At 58.7% G+C, this 15700-nt stretch carries 19 protein-coding genes and 1 pseudogene; 3 read left to right on the forward strand and 17 right to left on the reverse strand.

Features of this window, described 5'->3' with window-relative positions:
* Positions 1-3 precede the first annotated feature (3 nt).
* The 13 genes and pseudogenes from HPTL_RS09595 to HPTL_RS11675 form a co-directional block, all read right to left on the reverse strand.
* Entirely contained in the window at positions 4-1260 is a 1257-nt protein-coding gene (locus HPTL_RS09595; protein ID WP_119335774.1) for a CaiB/BaiF CoA transferase family protein, read from the reverse strand.
* 2 nt (positions 1261-1262) lie between these two features.
* The gene (locus HPTL_RS09600) at positions 1263-2072 is read right to left on the reverse strand and encodes a uracil-DNA glycosylase family protein (protein ID WP_408610121.1); all 810 of its coding nucleotides are present in this window, start codon (positions 2070-2072) and stop codon (positions 1263-1265) included.
* Entirely contained in the window at positions 2072-2791 is a 720-nt protein-coding gene (locus HPTL_RS09605; RefSeq protein WP_119335775.1) for a dienelactone hydrolase family protein, read from the reverse strand. The genes HPTL_RS09600 and HPTL_RS09605 overlap by 1 nt, the downstream gene beginning before the upstream one ends.
* 55 nt (positions 2792-2846) lie before the next feature.
* Positions 2847-3245, reverse strand: coding sequence for a DUF2237 family protein (locus HPTL_RS09610; RefSeq protein ID WP_119336175.1), 399 nt, complete (start codon positions 3243-3245; stop codon positions 2847-2849).
* Between the two features lie 18 nt (positions 3246-3263).
* Positions 3264-3701, reverse strand: a complete 438-nt coding sequence (locus HPTL_RS09615; RefSeq protein ID WP_119335776.1) for a DsrE family protein — start codon at positions 3699-3701, stop codon at positions 3264-3266.
* Positions 3702-3724: 23 nt separating this feature from the next.
* Positions 3725-4348 (reverse strand): molybdopterin-guanine dinucleotide biosynthesis protein B, encoded by a 624-nt coding sequence (gene mobB, locus HPTL_RS09620; RefSeq protein ID WP_119335777.1) that lies wholly within the window; start codon positions 4346-4348, stop codon positions 3725-3727.
* A 14-nt stretch (positions 4349-4362) separates the two neighbouring features.
* Positions 4363-5463, reverse strand: coding sequence for a formate dehydrogenase subunit gamma (locus HPTL_RS09625; protein ID WP_197713677.1), 1101 nt, complete (start codon positions 5461-5463; stop codon positions 4363-4365).
* Positions 5464-5632: 169 nt separating this feature from the next.
* Positions 5633-6253 carry a formate dehydrogenase FDH3 subunit beta gene (fdh3B, locus tag HPTL_RS09635; RefSeq protein WP_119335779.1) on the reverse strand — a complete coding sequence of 207 codons (621 nt, stop codon included), beginning with the start codon at positions 6251-6253 and terminating at the stop codon, positions 5633-5635.
* A gap of 15 nt (positions 6254-6268) precedes the next feature.
* On the reverse strand, positions 6269-9157 hold the full coding sequence (locus tag HPTL_RS09640; RefSeq protein ID WP_119335780.1) for a formate dehydrogenase subunit alpha: 2889 nt from the start codon (positions 9155-9157) through the stop codon (positions 6269-6271).
* A 46-nt stretch (positions 9158-9203) separates the two neighbouring features.
* On the reverse strand, positions 9204-9425 hold the full coding sequence (locus HPTL_RS09645; protein WP_119335781.1) for a hypothetical protein: 222 nt from the start codon (positions 9423-9425) through the stop codon (positions 9204-9206).
* A 19-nt stretch (positions 9426-9444) separates the two neighbouring features.
* Positions 9445-10053 (reverse strand): TorD/DmsD family molecular chaperone, encoded by a 609-nt coding sequence (locus HPTL_RS09650; RefSeq protein ID WP_119335782.1) that lies wholly within the window; start codon positions 10051-10053, stop codon positions 9445-9447.
* Position 10054: 1 nt separating this feature from the next.
* The gene (locus HPTL_RS11495) at positions 10055-11032 is read right to left on the reverse strand and encodes a 4Fe-4S dicluster domain-containing protein (RefSeq protein WP_231999985.1); all 978 of its coding nucleotides are present in this window, start codon (positions 11030-11032) and stop codon (positions 10055-10057) included.
* Between the two features lie 3 nt (positions 11033-11035).
* Positions 11036-11254 (reverse strand): annotated as a pseudogene (locus HPTL_RS11675) (4Fe-4S dicluster domain-containing protein); the annotation flags it as partial.
* Between HPTL_RS11675 and HPTL_RS11500 the strand changes: the two are divergent.
* Positions 11177-11653 carry a hypothetical protein gene (locus tag HPTL_RS11500; RefSeq protein WP_231999986.1) on the forward strand — a complete coding sequence of 159 codons (477 nt, stop codon included), beginning with the start codon at positions 11177-11179 and terminating at the stop codon, positions 11651-11653. The pseudogene HPTL_RS11675 and the gene HPTL_RS11500 overlap by 78 nt on opposite strands.
* Positions 11654-11853: 200 nt before the next feature.
* Here HPTL_RS11500 and HPTL_RS09660 read toward each other — a convergent pair whose 3' ends face one another.
* Both HPTL_RS09660 and HPTL_RS09665 read right to left on the reverse strand, forming a co-directional pair.
* A complete protein-coding gene (locus HPTL_RS09660; protein ID WP_119335784.1) occupies positions 11854-12363 on the reverse strand; it encodes a DUF3306 domain-containing protein in 510 nt (169 codons plus the stop codon).
* Positions 12360-12902: a DUF3305 domain-containing protein gene (locus tag HPTL_RS09665; RefSeq protein ID WP_170141333.1), complete on the reverse strand. Its 543-nt coding sequence runs from the start codon at positions 12900-12902 to the stop codon at positions 12360-12362. The genes HPTL_RS09660 and HPTL_RS09665 overlap by 4 nt, the downstream gene beginning before the upstream one ends.
* 54 nt (positions 12903-12956) lie before the next feature.
* On the opposite strand from HPTL_RS09665, the gene HPTL_RS09670 reads away from it, so the two are divergent.
* Positions 12957-13778, forward strand: coding sequence for a formate dehydrogenase accessory sulfurtransferase FdhD (locus tag HPTL_RS09670; protein ID WP_119335786.1), 822 nt, complete (start codon positions 12957-12959; stop codon positions 13776-13778).
* Positions 13779-13825: 47 nt separating this feature from the next.
* On the opposite strand, the gene HPTL_RS09675 is transcribed toward HPTL_RS09670, so the two are convergent.
* Complete coding sequence (locus tag HPTL_RS09675) at positions 13826-14119, reverse strand: accessory factor UbiK family protein (RefSeq protein ID WP_197713678.1); 294 nt, start codon at positions 14117-14119, stop codon at positions 13826-13828.
* Positions 14097-15392 (reverse strand): AmpG family muropeptide MFS transporter, encoded by a 1296-nt coding sequence (locus tag HPTL_RS09680; protein ID WP_197713679.1) that lies wholly within the window; start codon positions 15390-15392, stop codon positions 14097-14099. The genes HPTL_RS09675 and HPTL_RS09680 overlap by 23 nt, the downstream gene beginning before the upstream one ends.
* On the opposite strand from HPTL_RS09680, the gene HPTL_RS09685 reads away from it, so the two are divergent.
* Positions 15376-15693: a hypothetical protein gene (locus HPTL_RS09685; protein ID WP_119335788.1), complete on the forward strand. Its 318-nt coding sequence runs from the start codon at positions 15376-15378 to the stop codon at positions 15691-15693. The two genes, HPTL_RS09680 and HPTL_RS09685, sit on opposite strands and share 17 nt — an antisense overlap.
* Positions 15694-15700: the final 7 nt, after the last annotated feature.

Genomic DNA, 15700 nt, shown 5'->3' on the forward strand with positions numbered 1-15700 from the left:
AACTCAAATCACCCCCTTTTGGCGCAAAGTAGCGATTTCGGATGCGTCATACCCCACCGAACGCAGCACATCCTCGGTGTCGGCACCCAGGATCGGCGGTGCATTGCGATAGGTGACAGGGGTTTCGGAAAAGCGAATGGGATTGGCCACCTGCGGGACTTCACCCGCTAGCGGATGCGGCAACGTGCGCATCATTTCACGATGAGTCACTTGCGGATCGGCAAAAACCGCAGCCAGATCGTTGATCGGCCCACAGGGCACACCAACCGTTTCCAACGCACGGATCCAATACGCCGTCGGCTGTTTGCGCGTCTCTTGCGCAATGAGTGGAATCAAGAGGTCACGATGAGCAACCCGCGCCGCGTTGGTGGCAAAACGGGGATCGACAGCCCACTCGGGGTGCCCCAACTGCTCGGCAAGCCGCGCAAATTGCGCGTCGTTCCCCACCGCGATAATCATGTGGCCGTCGGCGCTGGGAAAATCCTGGTATGGAACAATATTCGGATGGGCGTTGCCCAGCCGATCGGGCACCCTACCGGAAACGAGATAATTGAGCGCCTGATTCGCCAGGCACGCCACTTGAACATCCAAAAGCGCCAGGTCGATATGCTGACCCCGCCCCGTCTTTTCTCGCGCGGCCAGCGCCGCAAGAATCGCGATCGTCGCGTACAACCCGGTGAGAATGTCGGTGAGCGCAACACCGACCTTCATCGGGCCGCCGCCGGGCTCGGAATCGGGACGACCGGTGATACTCATCAACCCACCCATACCCTGGATGAGAAAGTCGTACCCGGCGCGACCAGCGTAAGGGCCCGTTTGACCAAACCCCGTAATCGAACAGTAGATGAGGCGTGGATTGCACGCAGCCAGGGTCGGGTAATCGAGGCGATACGGTGCAAGCCCTCCGACCTTGAAATTCTCGACCACCACGTCCGCACGTTGTGCCAGCCGATGCAGCACCGCTTGCCCTACGGGCTGGGTGAAATCGACGGTCACCGAGCGTTTGTTACGGTTTGCGCAGAGGTAGTAGGCCGATTCCCCTGTTTCGTTACCCTCCCGATCGCGCAACCACGGCGGCCCCCATTGCCGGGTATCGTCACCACGACCAGGTCGTTCGATCTTGATCACCTCAGCCCCTAGGTCGGCCAACAGTTGCGTCGCCCATGGCCCGGCCAAGATTCGTGACAGGTCAAGGACGACCAATCCCGTCAAAGGTCCGGTTCGGCATGCGTCCGTATCGTTCTCGGCGTCACGTGCCATGGTCACCAAACCCCTGCTGCTTCGAGTTGCGCCACGGCCTGCGCCGCCCACCCCCGGTTCGCCGCAGGGCTCGCGGGGCTGGGATGAAGCATCGTGACGACCTTGGGCGTGGGTATCGTCTGCGCGGGCCGATCGGGTCGATCACCGTTTCCTGGCAAGACGATGGCAGCTTCCTTCCCTGCGGTGCATGCGAGCGCCTGCGCCACCCGTTTCGTCGCCCATTGCCCAATCCCAACCACCCATTCGGGTTGCAACTGCGAGACCACCGCGCGCAAATAGGCGTCACACTGCGTCAATAGGGGTTCCCGCACCGCAGCGGGCAGTTTGTCCGGCGTGACGTTACGCCCATGCGCCAAGAACGCCAGCGGACAGTAGTTGAGGACGAAATGGTCGGCGAAAAACCGTTGCGGGGTGCCAAACCGCTTAGCGAACATACCCCAAAGGCGCACTCCAGAAACTTCGCGACGCGGACAGGAAAACCCACGCACCGGTTTTTTCGGATCTTGGCGGGGCGGCGCTTCCACCGGCGCGACGATCCCAAGCCAGTCGCGCACGCTCGGCACGTCGCCAAACGGAATCCCCGTCTGGACCATCCCGAACGGCCCCGGATTCATGCCGACAAAGAGCACCCGTTTCCGGCCGCTGCCATAGCGACGCAGGTACGCTTCGTGCGGTGCCCACGCATAGGTGAGCGGCGCATAGACGTGGGTAATCGCCGGTGCGTGCACCGCAATCGCTGCCGCCTCCGACCACGGCAGTGTCCTATTCCGAAAACAGAGCGTGCGCGCAACAAGCGGGTGATCCGCTGCGATCACGCGAAGAGTTCCGCCAAAAAGTTCTGCATCGCCTGCCACGAACGGGCATCGGCCTTCGCGTTATAGACCGTGCCGAAGTCCGGGTCGTTTGCTTCTGGATTGGTGAACGCATGCATCGTGTGGCCGTAGGCGTGGAGCTGCCAGTCGGCACCCGCGTCGGTCATCTCTTTGGCAAAAGCCAAGACGGCCTCCGGTTTTGCCATCGGATCGTCCCAACCGTGCAGTGCGAGCACCTTCGCAGTGATTTGGTTCCCCGCGGTATTGCCGGGTGGCGTGAAGAGCCCATGGAAACTCACCACCCCTTTGACTGGCGCACCAACCCGTGCCAGATCGAGCACCGAAAGCCCACCGAAGCAAAAGCCGATCGCAGCGACTTTTTCCGGATCGACTTCGGGCTGCATCGCCAACGCATGAATCGCCGCTTGCAGCCGTTTTTGCAGCAGTGCGCGATCCTGCACCAGGGGGGTCATCAGCGCCGCATTCTCCTCGCGCGATCGCCCCAACACCCCTTTGCCATAAACGTCCATCGCAAAACCGACGTACCCCAGTTCGGCAAGACGCTTTGCCTTGTCGACTTCGAACGCACTGCGGCCTGCCCACGCGTGCGCCACCGCAACCGCCGGGCGCTTGCCTTGCACGCGATCATCCCACGCCAGGATTCCTTCGAACGTTTTGCCATCGACCACGTATTCGATAGCGCGCGTCTGAATGCCCATCTTTCCCTCCTTACCGTGTCATAAAAAACCGATAACGTGCTAAGCCCACAGTACCTCAACCCTGCCACGCATGGGCCACAAGGAGATCGTACGGCACAGTGTCGAGAACCGATTGGTCGGTTGCTTCGAGCACAACCGGCGGCGCGACGCCCGCTTCCAGCGCCTCGATCCAGCGCCAAAGAGAGACACACCAGCGATCGCCCGCTTTGAGTCCAGGAAAACGCCATTCGGGTCGCGGGGTGACGAGATCGTTACCCCGCTGCAAAGAAAATTGGAGAAACGCGTCGGTGACGCGCACACAAATGGTGTGCGCACCGGGATCTTCGGGGTACGCACAACAGTGACCATTGCGCGTAAAACCGGTCAACGGGGCAAAAGAACAGGGCGCCAACGGCTCGCCGAGCACATTGACACCCAGGATCACAGGGGGTTCGGTTTCGGGGTATTCCGCCATACGCGGAATCATACCCGATCAAGGCCGAATGTAGGCGTACCCCTCTTTTGCCTGCAAGCGCGCCACTTCCGCAACACCACTGGGAACGATTTTCGCTTCCAGCGCCAGTTTCTCTTTGGGAATTTGGAATGCCGTCAACGTGTTGTTGCAGACGCGGAACTCCACCCCCCGGTTGGCCAGTGCGCTGATCCGCTCCGCAAACGGTTTGCCATTGTGGTCCACCGCGTCCTCCAAGATGAACTGGACACCGGCTTTACCGTTCGCGACGACGACGATCTTTGCGGTTGGGTCGGCGTCAAGGTGGTTACGGATGTTGTTGAGCCCACGCGCAGCCTCTTCCACTCCTTGGGTGAAATGGTAAACCGCTTTCACCGGTTCATCGGCGCGGACCGTTGGAACCCACGCGCCAAGCGCAACAGTAGCAAGCAACGTATGCACAAAGGCTCTTTTGTTCATGGGGTCTCTCCTTCGGGATCGATTCAACGTGTGAAAATCGCTTCAGTTTTCACCCCAATAGTGCCACCACTGACGAGATCGATCACTGCCATCGCTATCGCATCAGGGTTTTCCAATGGTAGCATAAGTCGATTGCAAGATAGTTTTGCGCGCAGATCCGGTGTAGTGGCCACAGCGAAAACCCAAGCGTCTTCTGGCCAGAGCGGCGGGCCAAAGGTCTCACCTCGCCAGACTTCTACTTTCGGAATCGCCGCACGTTTATAGCCTTCGACAAGTACGAGATCGCATGGTTGCAGAGCAGCCAACAACTCGGACAACATCGGCTCTCCGGCCTGATTTTCATGGATCACCGCCCAGCGCCGAGGTGATGCAACCACGACCTGACGCGCGCCAGCATGGCGATGGCGCCAGGAATCCTTTCCGGGATGATCGATATCGCTCATGTGATGGGCGTGTTTCACGACGGCGATGTTCCACCCTTTTGCTGTCAGCGCAGCAACCACCTGAGTGACCAATGTCGTTTTTCCGCTACCCGACCATCCCGCAAAGCCGATCACGGGCGCCCCGTTTGGCGCACGCACCAAGGGAACAATGTGGTGACTGCCGGCAGGTTTTTTCTCCGACGCAAAAACCCCAGCGGCAGTCATCCACTCGGTTGCTCTCATTGCCGCCGTCCCGTGATCTCTTGATACCAGACCGCGTGGTGTTGTTTTGCCCACGCTTCGTCCACGTAGCCGGTCTTCATCCCGTCAAGCGACCCTTCCGAACCGATCGTTCCAATATAGATATGGCCAAACGCCATCGCGATCATGAGGAGCGCGGCCGAGGCATGGAGGATATGCGCAAGCTGCATGTCCTGGCGGGTCTGACCAAAGAGCGGGAAATCGAGAATCAGTCCAGTCACCGTGACCGTCAACCCCAGCACGGTCACACCCACCCAGAACCAAAACTTCTCGCCGAAATTGAAGCGTCCAGAGGGAATTTCCTCCCCGGAAAGTAAACCACCGAACTTTTTCGCCCAGAGCCAATCTTGGTCGGTCAAGAGGTTGTCTTTCGCCCACCGCAAGATCATCAACACCAAAAAGAACCCAAAGACAGGGCCCGTATAGTTATGGACATTCTTGGCTACCCACAATAGCGCAGCATTAACCGAAGTACCGAAGACCGGTTCGATGAGATGCTTACCAAAGAGAAGGCCCAATCCGGTTAGTGCGAGAAGCACAAAGCTGACTGCCACGATCCAATGAACCAAGCGCTCGTAGAACGTGAAGCGAAGCAACTTCCTTCCCGTTGCAGGTTCATGGAGCTTGATCGTCCCCTTTACCAAATAAAAAAGGGTGATCGCCACCATCACCGCCAGGATTAACCATCCGCCCCACACGGTGATCGGGCCATTACGGATTTGCCGCCATGTGTTCCCCTCGGATTGGATGAGGACGTTCGCTTCCGGCGTCTGAATCGAGGTCACCCCGGGCGCATAAAGAGTACGCCGAACGCCATCAAAAAAGGCCGCGTTATTGTGCCCTTGAGGCACAACCATTGCAGCGGGAGCATTCGGATCGATCCGTCCGCCCCGCGTCTCACCGACTTCGGCGCCCTGCGCGGAAACGGTGAAAAGAAGCAGGCAGAACACCAGAATTCCCGCCTCTTTCCACCCAATTAGCCAACGTTCACCAAACCCCTTCATGACACGTTCTCCTCTTACTGAACGCGGACATATTCGCTCTGTTTCTTCGTCCGCGTATTCACCGCTTCGAGCCAAGCCTGACGATCGCCGGCGAAAGGCGCCGAGACGTACGAAGGAGGATCGTAGGCCGCCGTGCTTTTCCCAGGGGTGTAATCTTGTGGTTTTTCCGTACAGGCCGTCAAAAACAGCCCCGCGATCACCAATAAGCCTGTGCCCCAATGTCTCAACATGGCCTCCCCTCCTCTCAACGCTTGTCTGGAGTTGCCGATTGCCCAGACTCATTGCCGTAAGCAACGCGCCAACCCCATAGCTCCACGCCATAACCGCGGCGCAACACCCGCTCCCGCATAATGTCGGAGAGCACTTCGGCATCCCCCGCGATCAATGCTTTGGTCGAACACATTTCCGCGCAAAGCGGCAATTTGCCTTCCGCCAGACGGTTACGACCATACTTTTTCAGCTCCTCCTCAGAACCGTTTTCGCCAGGCCCCCCTGCGCAGAACGTGCATTTATCCATCTTGCCTCGTGCGGCAAAAGCGGTAGCGCCATTGGGGAATTGCGGCGCACCGAAGGGACAGGCGTAGAAGCAGTAGCCGCACCCGATGCATTTGTCTTTGTCATGCAATACCAACCCCTCTTCGGTCCGGTAGAAGCAGTTGGTGGGGCAGACCGCCATACAAGGAGCATCCGAGCAGTGCATGCACGCTACCGAAATCGATTTTTCACCCGGCTGGCCTTCGTTGAGGGTAACGACGCGCCGGCGTTGAATCCCCCACGGCACCTCATGTTCGTTTTTACAAGCCGTAACGCAACCATTGCAGTTGATGCACCGTTCGGCGTCGCAGACGAATTTCATTCGCGCCATCGTTTTACTCCTTCGTTATGCCTTTTTGAGGCGGCAAAGCGTCGTTTTCGTTTCCTGCATCATCGTCACGACGTCATAGCCGTAAGTGGTCGCGGTATTGACCGCTTCGCCGCGAACGATCGGATGGGCCCCTTCGGGGTAGAACGGCAACATGTCCTGCCCCATCCAATGGCCTGAAAAGTGAAACGGCAGGAAGACCGTGCCAGGGGGAACGCGGTGGGTAACCCGTGCTTTGACTTTGATCCGCGCACCCGTCGGGGTTTCCACCCACACCCACTCGCCGTGTCGCACGTTGGCGTTGTTGGCGTCGCGTGGGTTCACCTCGACATACATCTCCTGCTGCAACTCCGCCAACCACGGGTTGGAACGGGTCTCTTCGCCCCCGCCTTCGTACTCGACCATCCGCCCCGAGGTCATGATGATTGGATACTCTTTGCTGATCTCCTTCACCTGCTGTTGCAAGGTCTTGAAGAGCGTTGGCAACCGCCAGAATTTCTTGTCCTCATGGGTCGGATATTTTTCGACCAGATCGGGACGCGGTGAGTAGATCGGCTCGCGATGTTTGGGCACCGGATCGGGGAAGTTCCAGACCACGGCACGTGCCCGGGCGTTGCCATAAGGCAGGCAACCATGATTCTTCATCACCACCCGAATGATCCCGCCGGAGAGATCGGTCTTCCAGTTCTTGCCTTCAGCCGCTTGCTTCTCCACTTCAGTCAATTCGTCCCACCAACCGAGCTGCTTGAGGAGTTTGTCGTCGAACTCAGGGTGCCCCCCTTGGATGTCGGCCCCCTTGGGATGGGAACCTTGGGCAGCCAGCAGTGAAACCCCGTTGCGCTCAACACCGAAGTTGGCCCGGAAACAGCCGCCCCCCTCCATCACCGGCTTCGACGTATCATAAAGGTTTGGGGTACCGGGATGTTTCATCTCCGGCGTCCCCCAGCACGGCCAGGGGAGGCCAAAGTATTCGCCGTCACAGGGACCACCGTTGGCACGGAGCGTCTTGACGTCGAAGGTGTGCATGTACTTCATGTGCCGCTTGATCCGTTCTGGCGAGATACCCGAATAGCCGATCGTCCAGGTACCGCGGTTGATCTCGCGCAGGATATCTTCGACGTCGGGCTCTTCCCACCCGCGGGCGTTTTGGGTCACCTTGATGTTTTTGCACAGCTCGTTCGCAAAGCCAAACTTTTTCGCGAACGCGTACATGATCACGTGGTCAGGCTGTGATTCGAAGAGCGGTTCGATCACCTTTTCCCGCCACTGCACGGAACGGTTCGACGCGGTGCAGGATCCTTCGGTCTCGAATTGAGTCGCTGCCGGCAGGAGATAAACGCCGTCTTTGCGTACCATCGCTGCCATCGCTGCGGTAGCCGAAGGATAGGGGTCGATCACGACCAGCGTGTCGAGCCGTTTCATCGCTTCGACCATCTCTTTGCCGCGCGACAGACTGTTGGGCGCGTGCCCCCAAAAGACGACCGCTTTGAGATTGGTGGGTTGATCCATCTTGGTCGGATCTTCCATGACCCCGTCGATCCAGCGCGAGACGGTGATCCCTGGGCGTTCCATCAGCTCTTTGGAAGCAAATCTCCCTTTCATCCATTCGTAGTCGACACCCCAAACCCGGCACCAATGCTTCCACGACCCCTCCGCGATCCCGTAGTACCCCGGCAGCGAATCGGGGTTCGGCCCCACGTCGGTCGCCCCTTGCACGTTGTCGTGACCGCGGAAGATGTTGGTGCCGCCGCCAGCAACCCCGACATTACCCAGAGCCAGTTGAAGGATGCACATGGCCCGGACGATCGCATTTCCTATCGTATGCTGCGTCTGCCCCATGCACCAGACGACCGTAGAGGGGCGGTTTTCCGCCATCACTTTTGCGATCATATGGACTTGGTCATCGGGAACTCCGGTGACCTCTTCGACCCGCTGCGGCGTCCAGTACTCGATCTCCTTGAGCACCTCGTCCATTCCATAGACGCGGTCGGCAATAAACTTTTTGTCTTCCCAGCCGTTGGCGAAGATATGACGCAAAACCCCATAAATCAGAGGGATATCACTCCCTGATCGTATGCGGACAAAGTAATCGGCTTTGGCGGCGGTACGGGTAAAGCGCGGATCGACGACGATTATCTTCGCGCCGCTTTCTTTCGCATGGAGCACGTGCAACAACGAGACCGGATGTGCTTCCGCAGCATTGGAACCGATAAAGAGGATCGCCTTCGAGAACTGCATGTCGTTGTAGGAATTGGTCATCGCCCCGTAGCCCCAAGTGTTCGCAACCCCGGCCACAGTGGTCGAATGGCAGATCCGCGCCTGGTGGTCACAGTTGTTGGTGCCCCACATCGAAACGAATTTGCGCAATAGGTACGCTTGTTCGTTGCTGTGCTTGGACGACCCGACCCAATAGACGCTGTCGGGACCAAATTGCTCGCGCAGTTTCAAGAGGCGGGCGCTGACCTCGTCGAGCGCTTCTTGCCAACTGATCCGCTTCCATTTACCGTCGACGAGCTTCATCGGATATTTCAAGCGATGCTCGCCGTGACCGTGCTCACGTACGCTTGCCCCTTTGGCGCAATGTGATCCCAGGTTGATCGGGGAATCGAAGACCGGTTCCTGACGGATCCAGACACCATTTTTCACCACCGCATCGATCGCGCACCCCACGGAGCAGTGAGTACAAACGGTGCGCCGCACCACTTCCCCGCTTGCCGGGTTGACCGTTTGGGCGGTCTGCGCCTCTGCTGGCGCAACCCACCGACCAGAACCTGTGCCGAGAAAAGTCGCACCCGCTGCCGAAGCCAATCCCGCTCGTTTCAAAAACTCCCGCCGCGACAGCATCGGCGCGGAAAGGCTGCGCGCAGACCCAACCGTGGAATTGCTTACCCTTTTCTTGGTCAACATCTTATTTCTCCTTGTTCACTCTCGCTTTGGGCCAGATCCCGCCTCATCAAATACGTGCGGTACGAAAATATTTTTTCTGATGCCCCGAAAGCGTCTGTTTGCGCGCAGTAGGAGGCAACGCTTCGTTGCTCATTGGTACGGCTTCTGCGGATACAGCTGCGACCAACGTTCCACCGCCAATCGCCGACGCGCCGAGTGCTCGGAAAAAGCGGCGACGATCCACATTGATCGATGTGTGCATTTCGCTGTTGGTTTTCATGGTGTCCATGGGCAACTCCTTTTCTTCCTCACACTTCCACTTCCCAGTAAAAAGCTTCCAACGTCAAAAAGGCATCGAGCAACTCTGCGAGTGCACGGTACCCCCCAGCATTGGGGGCTTCGGCAAGGGCAGTAGCAAATCGCCCTGCCCATGGCCAGACGAAGCGAACGAAAAAGTCACGTTGTGCCGATTCGTCCCGCAACGCGATCAAATGGGTCATCACTTCGAGCACCGCTGCGATGTGATCCTCGGGCTCACTGATCTCCGCGCGCCGATGCAACCCTTTTTCAGCCCACCAGGAACGAAGTTCGGCCAGCGGCTCTTCCATCATGAATCCCGTCAGATAAAACGAACCGTACGGGATCACCTCGGGACGAGAGACACCATAGAAAAGCCGTTCGTACTCCTCTGCCCAGACTGCTGGCGGCTGAGTCTCCAAAGCCTGCGCGAACTGCCGCCAAGCCGTCACGAGGCGCGTCGTTTCGTCACCACTCCCCCCATAATGAGCTGCCAACCGTTTCGCCGCTTCCATCAACTCGGCGCTGGGTGGTTCAGCCAGCAACGCGCTGAACATCGCATAGTGTTCGACCCGCGCCTGCACCACTGTATCGTCGACGAAAGCGTCCGTTACCGTCATCTCAAAGCTCCCAAATGCGAACGGGGTCGGTTTCACGGAACTGTGCCTTGACACGGCAATCGGCACAGAGCCGCAAGAGAAGCTGACGATCCGGTTGGCCGAAAAGGGGATGCGATTGGAGCGTGGCCACCATTTTGTCGAGCACCGAGCGAGGTCCAAGAACAGCGCCACACTCTGCGCAATAGGCTGGCTCCGACTGCCGCAGGATCACAGCTTGGTTCGCTTCCTGTGAGGGATTCCAACGCGGAGTGAGTTCGATTGCTTGCTCCGGACACGTGTTGGCGCACAGCCCGCATTGCACACAACGCGCCTCCGTGAATTGAAGCTTCGGAATACCCCCCCCCGCCTGCAACGCTTGGGTGGGACAAACCCCGGTACAGGCGAAACAAAGCGTACACCGATCCGTAACTGCCACAGCGCCCCACGAAGAGCCAGACGGTAACAAAACTGGCGCATCGACCTGACGCTCGGCTGCAAGCTTGGCGAGTGCGTCGCGAATCAGGCGCATCGAATCGTTTTTTTCCGTTTGCAAGCGAAAACGGAACCGCCCCGGCGAGACATACGGTGAAAGGGGTGCTGAAAAGCGCTTCGTGAGCGCTTCCGGTGTGGTTTCGCAAACGATCGCTACACGCTCCGCTGCATACGGATCACCGAGCGCCTCGAATACTGTTTGCACCATCGCGGCGGCGCGTAACAGTGCCGGTTTTTCCGACTCGGCAGCACTAACCAACACTACCCGCGCAACACCGCGTATCAGCGCGTAGAGCAACCACTCTTCGCTGAAGATCGTGGTTCGCCAAATCGGCAGAGGCAAAAAGTGGTCGGGTAATTCTCCCCCTTCGGCCTCCCATTGCGCCAAAGCGCCACGCCACCGTTCGTCGTAACAAAGGAGTGTGCACGGAGTCTCATCGGACCACGCGTCGAGCGCTGCTGAAAGCGCGGTCGACCAATCGGCTGGGCGCGGGTACTGAAAACGCACGGCACCTGTTGGACAAACCCCGACACAATCCCCGCACCCTTGGCACCAGTAAGGATCAATGGCGACATGATCCCCTGAAGGCCGGATCGCTTGCGTATCACAGACCTCGAGGCAACGAGAACACCCCCCGATCCGATTCCGTTCATGAGCACAAAGCGCAGAGGAGAAGCGCACGTAACGGGGTTTTTCCCACTCCCCTATGAGCTGCACAAGTGCAAGCACTGCAAGGGCCTGATCAAGCGGATCGCTGCCTGGAGCGAAGTAACCCACAGGCAATTCGAAACCAGACCAGTGAGGCGTTGCCTGCAGATCGAGAATCAAGTCACAGGCAATCTCACCTTGTTCATCACCGCATTCCCACAGAACGCGGTAGGCGCCTGCATGCCCTTCGATCGCCGCGCGATCTACAGGAAGCACCAACGCGTCCGGGTGGGCAGCACGCAACGCGGCGAGACGGTGATGATGTGCAGTTGCCAGAACAATGACGGCACACGCTTGCTGGACACGCTCACCCCAACCGAAAGCAACATCAGGATCCCCAATGATCGCCAGTCGATTGCCGACCGTAAATTCGAGCGCAGGAACCGGCGCAAAGGATGGAAGCGCCGCAATCGCGGCTAAGGCGCGTTCACGAGGCGAATTGCTCATCCTCATCCCCTCCCCCTTTTCTAACCACAAAAATAGTGACTATCTGAACGCGTATGGGAGGGAAAAGCAACTGACGCGGTGCACAAGGGTGGTCTCTCCGTTGTGAACGATCGTTATCGTTTGCTGAGCACTATAAACAAAGGAAGATTGAACTGCAATTTTGAAATTCTGAATCAATCAGTTTTTGTGTTCACAAAATTATAAGAAGGCACAAACTGGACGCTTTTTTCTTCAATTTCAATGGATTGCGATCGAAACTCCGCCTGCGCTACATCGCCAGTTAGTTTTTGCGCCTCCGCCTCAACCGGGGCCTGCGCCACTACTTCTTCGTCTGGTGAAGCAGCGCGCGTATCTCCCAAATCCTGGCTCTGCTGTTCTTCGCGATACAAACAAGAAGTGACGTTTTGCCATTGGACGAGTGCTTTGGCCTCGTCCTCGCTCAGCAGCGGGTCTTTCGTGACATCGATGAAATCGCTGTCGAGTTCGTCCGGTTGGCCAAATGCCCCCGTTGCCCAAAGGCGTTGCAATGCTTCCTGGCGAACCTCTTCAGGAGCATCAGACGCCAAGAACGGCGTCAGATCACCGTCAGGCGGTACCGCAGCAAGCGCTGCACGCCAGCGGGTAACCGCTTCACTTTCTTGCGCCGCTCGTTTGCGTTTTGCCCAACCTCGCCAATCGATCATTCGTCGCCCCCCATCTCCTCGTCCGTCGACCGCTTGAGTATTCCCAGCGGGTCGTTGCGCCGCACCCTACGTTTGCGTTCAGGTCGATAGTGCGCCAAGGCGAACACCCGCAGCGGATCCCACAACGGCGAAGGCAATGGACACGATTCCACCCATTCACCACCGTCCATCCAACGCGCGGCTTCGTTTTGACTGACTGTCACATGCCGCGGCGTCGGCCACGCCTCGCCTTCGTCGCACCGCAACAAGACGAAGAGCATGGGGTGCGGCGCCGTTACGTTGAGGTAGATCCCTTCTGCTTCCGCTGGAAAGATTCGAAGTGGCAACGGCCCCATCGCAAAACATTTGCGCATGGCATCGTCTTGGAGCACCGCAATGGTTCGCCCCCCTACTTCGGAGCGTGACGACCATGAAAGACCCTCTGGCATGGCAACGTGAAACGCGGTCACCTGCCAATTGCCGTCACTCCACGGCGTCTGACTGGGAACCCATTCGAGCACTACGTAACCCGATAATTCGACCTCTTCCATATTGCTCATCGTAATCTGAGGCACGTTAGAATGCAAGACCATCGATTGCGCAAGGAGCCAACGATGCAAAACCCAAAACCACTTCTGAGCAACGCTCAGATCCCCCTCACCCAAACGATCTCCGCATGGGACGAAACGGGTACGCAACGGGAAATCGCGATCGCTGCCGAACGTCCCTTGACCGTGTACGTCAACAAACGAGAGATCGTCACCTTGATGACGCTTGGAGCTGCTCCGGAGGCATTGGTGATCGGTTACTTGCGCAATCAACGGTTGGTCAGTTCGCTTTCGGCGATCGCGTCGGTCCAGGTCGATTGGGAAGTCGAATCAGCAGCAGTGTGGCTTCATGAGCTTGCCGCGCTCGATTCTGACCGCCTAATGCAACGAACCGTGACAACGGGCTGTGGTCAGGGAACGGTTTTCGGTTCGATCATGGAAGCGGTCGAGGCTGCGTCGTTACCCACCACTGCCTCTATTCACCACGAAGCGATTGGCGCGCTTTTGGAAGCAGTTCGTCTGCGTCCAACGCTCTACAAAACCGCAGGCGCAATCCACGGTTGTGCCCTCGTTGCCGTGAACGAGACAGCGGTAGCGATTCGGTATTACGTGGAAGATGTCGGCCGTCACAATGCCGTCGACACGATTGCCGGTTGGATGTGGCTCGACGACATTTCAGCGGCAGGTCACGTCTTCTATACCACCGGCCGGTTAACCTCTGAGATGGTGCTCAAAGCAGCGCTGATGGGCATCCCGATCGTCGTCTCACGATCCGGGATATCGGCAATGGGATACAACGTTGCTCAACGTCTGGGTATGACGCTGATTGGACGTGCCACAGGCCAACATTACCTGATCTATACCCACCCCGAACGGGTGGTGCGTTGACCTGCCTGGACAAACCGTCATCCCACTTACCGAGAATATGCTACCCCTCAACTCCCCTCGCGCTCGACATCGCCCAGTTTGGCTTCGAGCTGAGCCACCCGCTCATGCAGCCGCGCGGTCTCTTGCCGCAAATGGTGGAGACTCTCGCGCAGCGCCTCGAACTCTTCCCGCGTCACCAAATCCATGCGCTCGAACATCGACGCCATCAAGAGTTTTGCGTTCTTTTCGAAATCGCGCAGCGGGCTCGTTTCCGTGAGTTCGCGCAATTTCTGCGCCACTTCGTCGAAAGCAGGGGGTTTCAGTACCATCGCTTCGTCCTCATAATGTGCTTCGATCGCCATTTACTATAGCACGCCGCCACAACAATCCCACCAGCGCCATACCCGGCAACGTCAAGACGAAACAGAGCACGAAAAAGTGGGGCCACCCCAGCGCCTCGACGAGCACGCCCGAAAAGGCATTGACGATGCTGCGCGGCGCAGCGGCAAGGGAGGTGAGGAGCGCCAGTTGCGTCGCGGCATACGCGGGATGGGTCCGCTGCGCGACGAACGCAACGAGCGCCGTGGTGCCCAAACCTGCCGCGAAATATTCCGCGGCGATCACCGCAGCAAGCGCCGCAAGCCGCACCGCATCGCTCGGCCCGGCGCCCAGCAGCGCCAAGGCCCAATAGCCGAAAATCGTCACCGCCTGTGCCCAGCCGAACCACCACAACGCAGGGACGATCCCCAAACGCATCATCCAAATCCCGCCCACCAGGCTGCCGGCGATGAGCGGCCAGAGCGCGGCGTGCTTCGCGATCAGCCCCACTTCGCTGAGCGAAAATCCCATCGCGAGGTAAAATGGCGTGGCGAGCGCGGTTGCCAACGCGTCACCCAATTTGTACGCGAAGACCACCGCAAGCGTGAGCAGCGCAGCCACACGCCCCTCGCGGTGAAAGAACTCACGAAAGGGTTCGACCACTGCTGCACGCAACGAAGCGGGCGCTGCCTCCTCGCCATGCGCCAAGGGCACCCGCCAAAGGGCCAAAACCACGCCCGGCAGCAGAAATGCCGCGGTGAACGCAAACACCGCAGGCCACGGCCAATCTTCAGCCAAAATGAGCGCCAACGAGCCCGGGACGAGTCCCGCCACGCGATACGCATTGACGTGCACCGCGTTGCCAAAACCCAGCTCGGCATCAGATAGGAGTTCCCGCCGGTAGGCGTCGAGCACGACGTCGAGTGTTGCACTTCCCCAAGCGATCGCAACGAGCAGCGTCACCACAAGCGGCAGCGAAGCCACCGGATCGACCTGACCGACGCCTGCGATCGCCGCGGCAACGCCCAGCGAAAGGACCAGTATCCACCCCCGTCGACGCCCCAATCGCGGCCAAAGCGCCCAGCGGTCGAGCACCGGTGCCCAAAGAAACTTCCACGTGTACGGCAGTTGAATCAGGGAAAGCGCACCGATCGTCGCCAAACTGACCCCCTCTTGCTGCAACCACGCGGGCACGAGCTGCAGCAGAGTATAAAGCGGCAAACCGGACGCAAAGCCAGTGAGCACACACGGCAAAAAGTGGTCTACAATGCGGCGGATGACATTTGGAGGGAGATTGACCATGAGCACTACCGTCACCGTCCGCTTCGCAGTCGACCGCGAATACACCTTCGATTTGACCGACAATGCCGTTGCGACGTTGGAACCCGATGCGGCGCGCAGCTGGCTTGCCCACCAGATGGACGCACTCGAATGCGACATGCCGAACAAGATGGGCAAGATTCTTGCCGCCGATATCGCACTGGCGCTCGCACACTGCGCTGGCGAATCGCTCTTTGCCGAAGGTGGCGAATGGGCCCAGTGCTACGCCCAAGCCGTTGCGGCGATTTTCGATCGTCCGGTGGTGTTGGTAGACGTCGAACAGAACCGCATCGGCTAGCCCCTAA

Origin of the sequence: Hydrogenophilus thermoluteolus (genome assembly GCF_003574215.1) — a bacterium.
Lineage (GTDB): Bacteria > Pseudomonadota > Gammaproteobacteria > Burkholderiales > Rhodocyclaceae > Hydrogenophilus > Hydrogenophilus thermoluteolus.

Coding starts and splice junctions, on each gene's coding strand:
- HPTL_RS09595 (WP_119335774.1), bottom strand. CDS start 1,260: ATGGCACGTGACGCCGAGAACGATACGGACGCATGCCGAACCGGACCT.
- HPTL_RS09605 (WP_119335775.1), bottom strand. CDS start 2,791: ATGGGCATTCAGACGCGCGCTATCGAATACGTGGTCGATGGCAAAACG.
- HPTL_RS09610 (WP_119336175.1), bottom strand. CDS start 3,245: ATGGCGGAATACCCCGAAACCGAACCCCCTGTGATCCTGGGTGTCAAT.
- HPTL_RS09615 (WP_119335776.1), bottom strand. CDS start 3,701: ATGAACAAAAGAGCCTTTGTGCATACGTTGCTTGCTACTGTTGCGCTT.
- mobB (WP_119335777.1), bottom strand. CDS start 4,348: ATGACTGCCGCTGGGGTTTTTGCGTCGGAGAAAAAACCTGCCGGCAGT.
- fdh3B (WP_119335779.1), bottom strand. CDS start 6,253: ATGGCGCGAATGAAATTCGTCTGCGACGCCGAACGGTGCATCAACTGC.
- HPTL_RS09640 (WP_119335780.1), bottom strand. CDS start 9,157: ATGTTGACCAAGAAAAGGGTAAGCAATTCCACGGTTGGGTCTGCGCGC.
- HPTL_RS09645 (WP_119335781.1), bottom strand. CDS start 9,425: ATGGACACCATGAAAACCAACAGCGAAATGCACACATCGATCAATGTG.
- HPTL_RS09650 (WP_119335782.1), bottom strand. CDS start 10,053: ATGACGGTAACGGACGCTTTCGTCGACGATACAGTGGTGCAGGCGCGG.
- HPTL_RS11500 (WP_231999986.1), top strand. CDS start 11,177: ATGAGCACAAAGCGCAGAGGAGAAGCGCACGTAACGGGGTTTTTCCCA.
- HPTL_RS09660 (WP_119335784.1), bottom strand. CDS start 12,363: ATGATCGATTGGCGAGGTTGGGCAAAACGCAAACGAGCGGCGCAAGAA.
- HPTL_RS09665 (WP_170141333.1), bottom strand. CDS start 12,902: ATGAGCAATATGGAAGAGGTCGAATTATCGGGTTACGTAGTGCTCGAA.
- HPTL_RS09670 (WP_119335786.1), top strand. CDS start 12,957: ATGCAAAACCCAAAACCACTTCTGAGCAACGCTCAGATCCCCCTCACC.
- HPTL_RS09675 (WP_197713678.1), bottom strand. CDS start 14,119: ATGGCGATCGAAGCACATTATGAGGACGAAGCGATGGTACTGAAACCC.
- HPTL_RS09685 (WP_119335788.1), top strand. CDS start 15,376: ATGAGCACTACCGTCACCGTCCGCTTCGCAGTCGACCGCGAATACACC.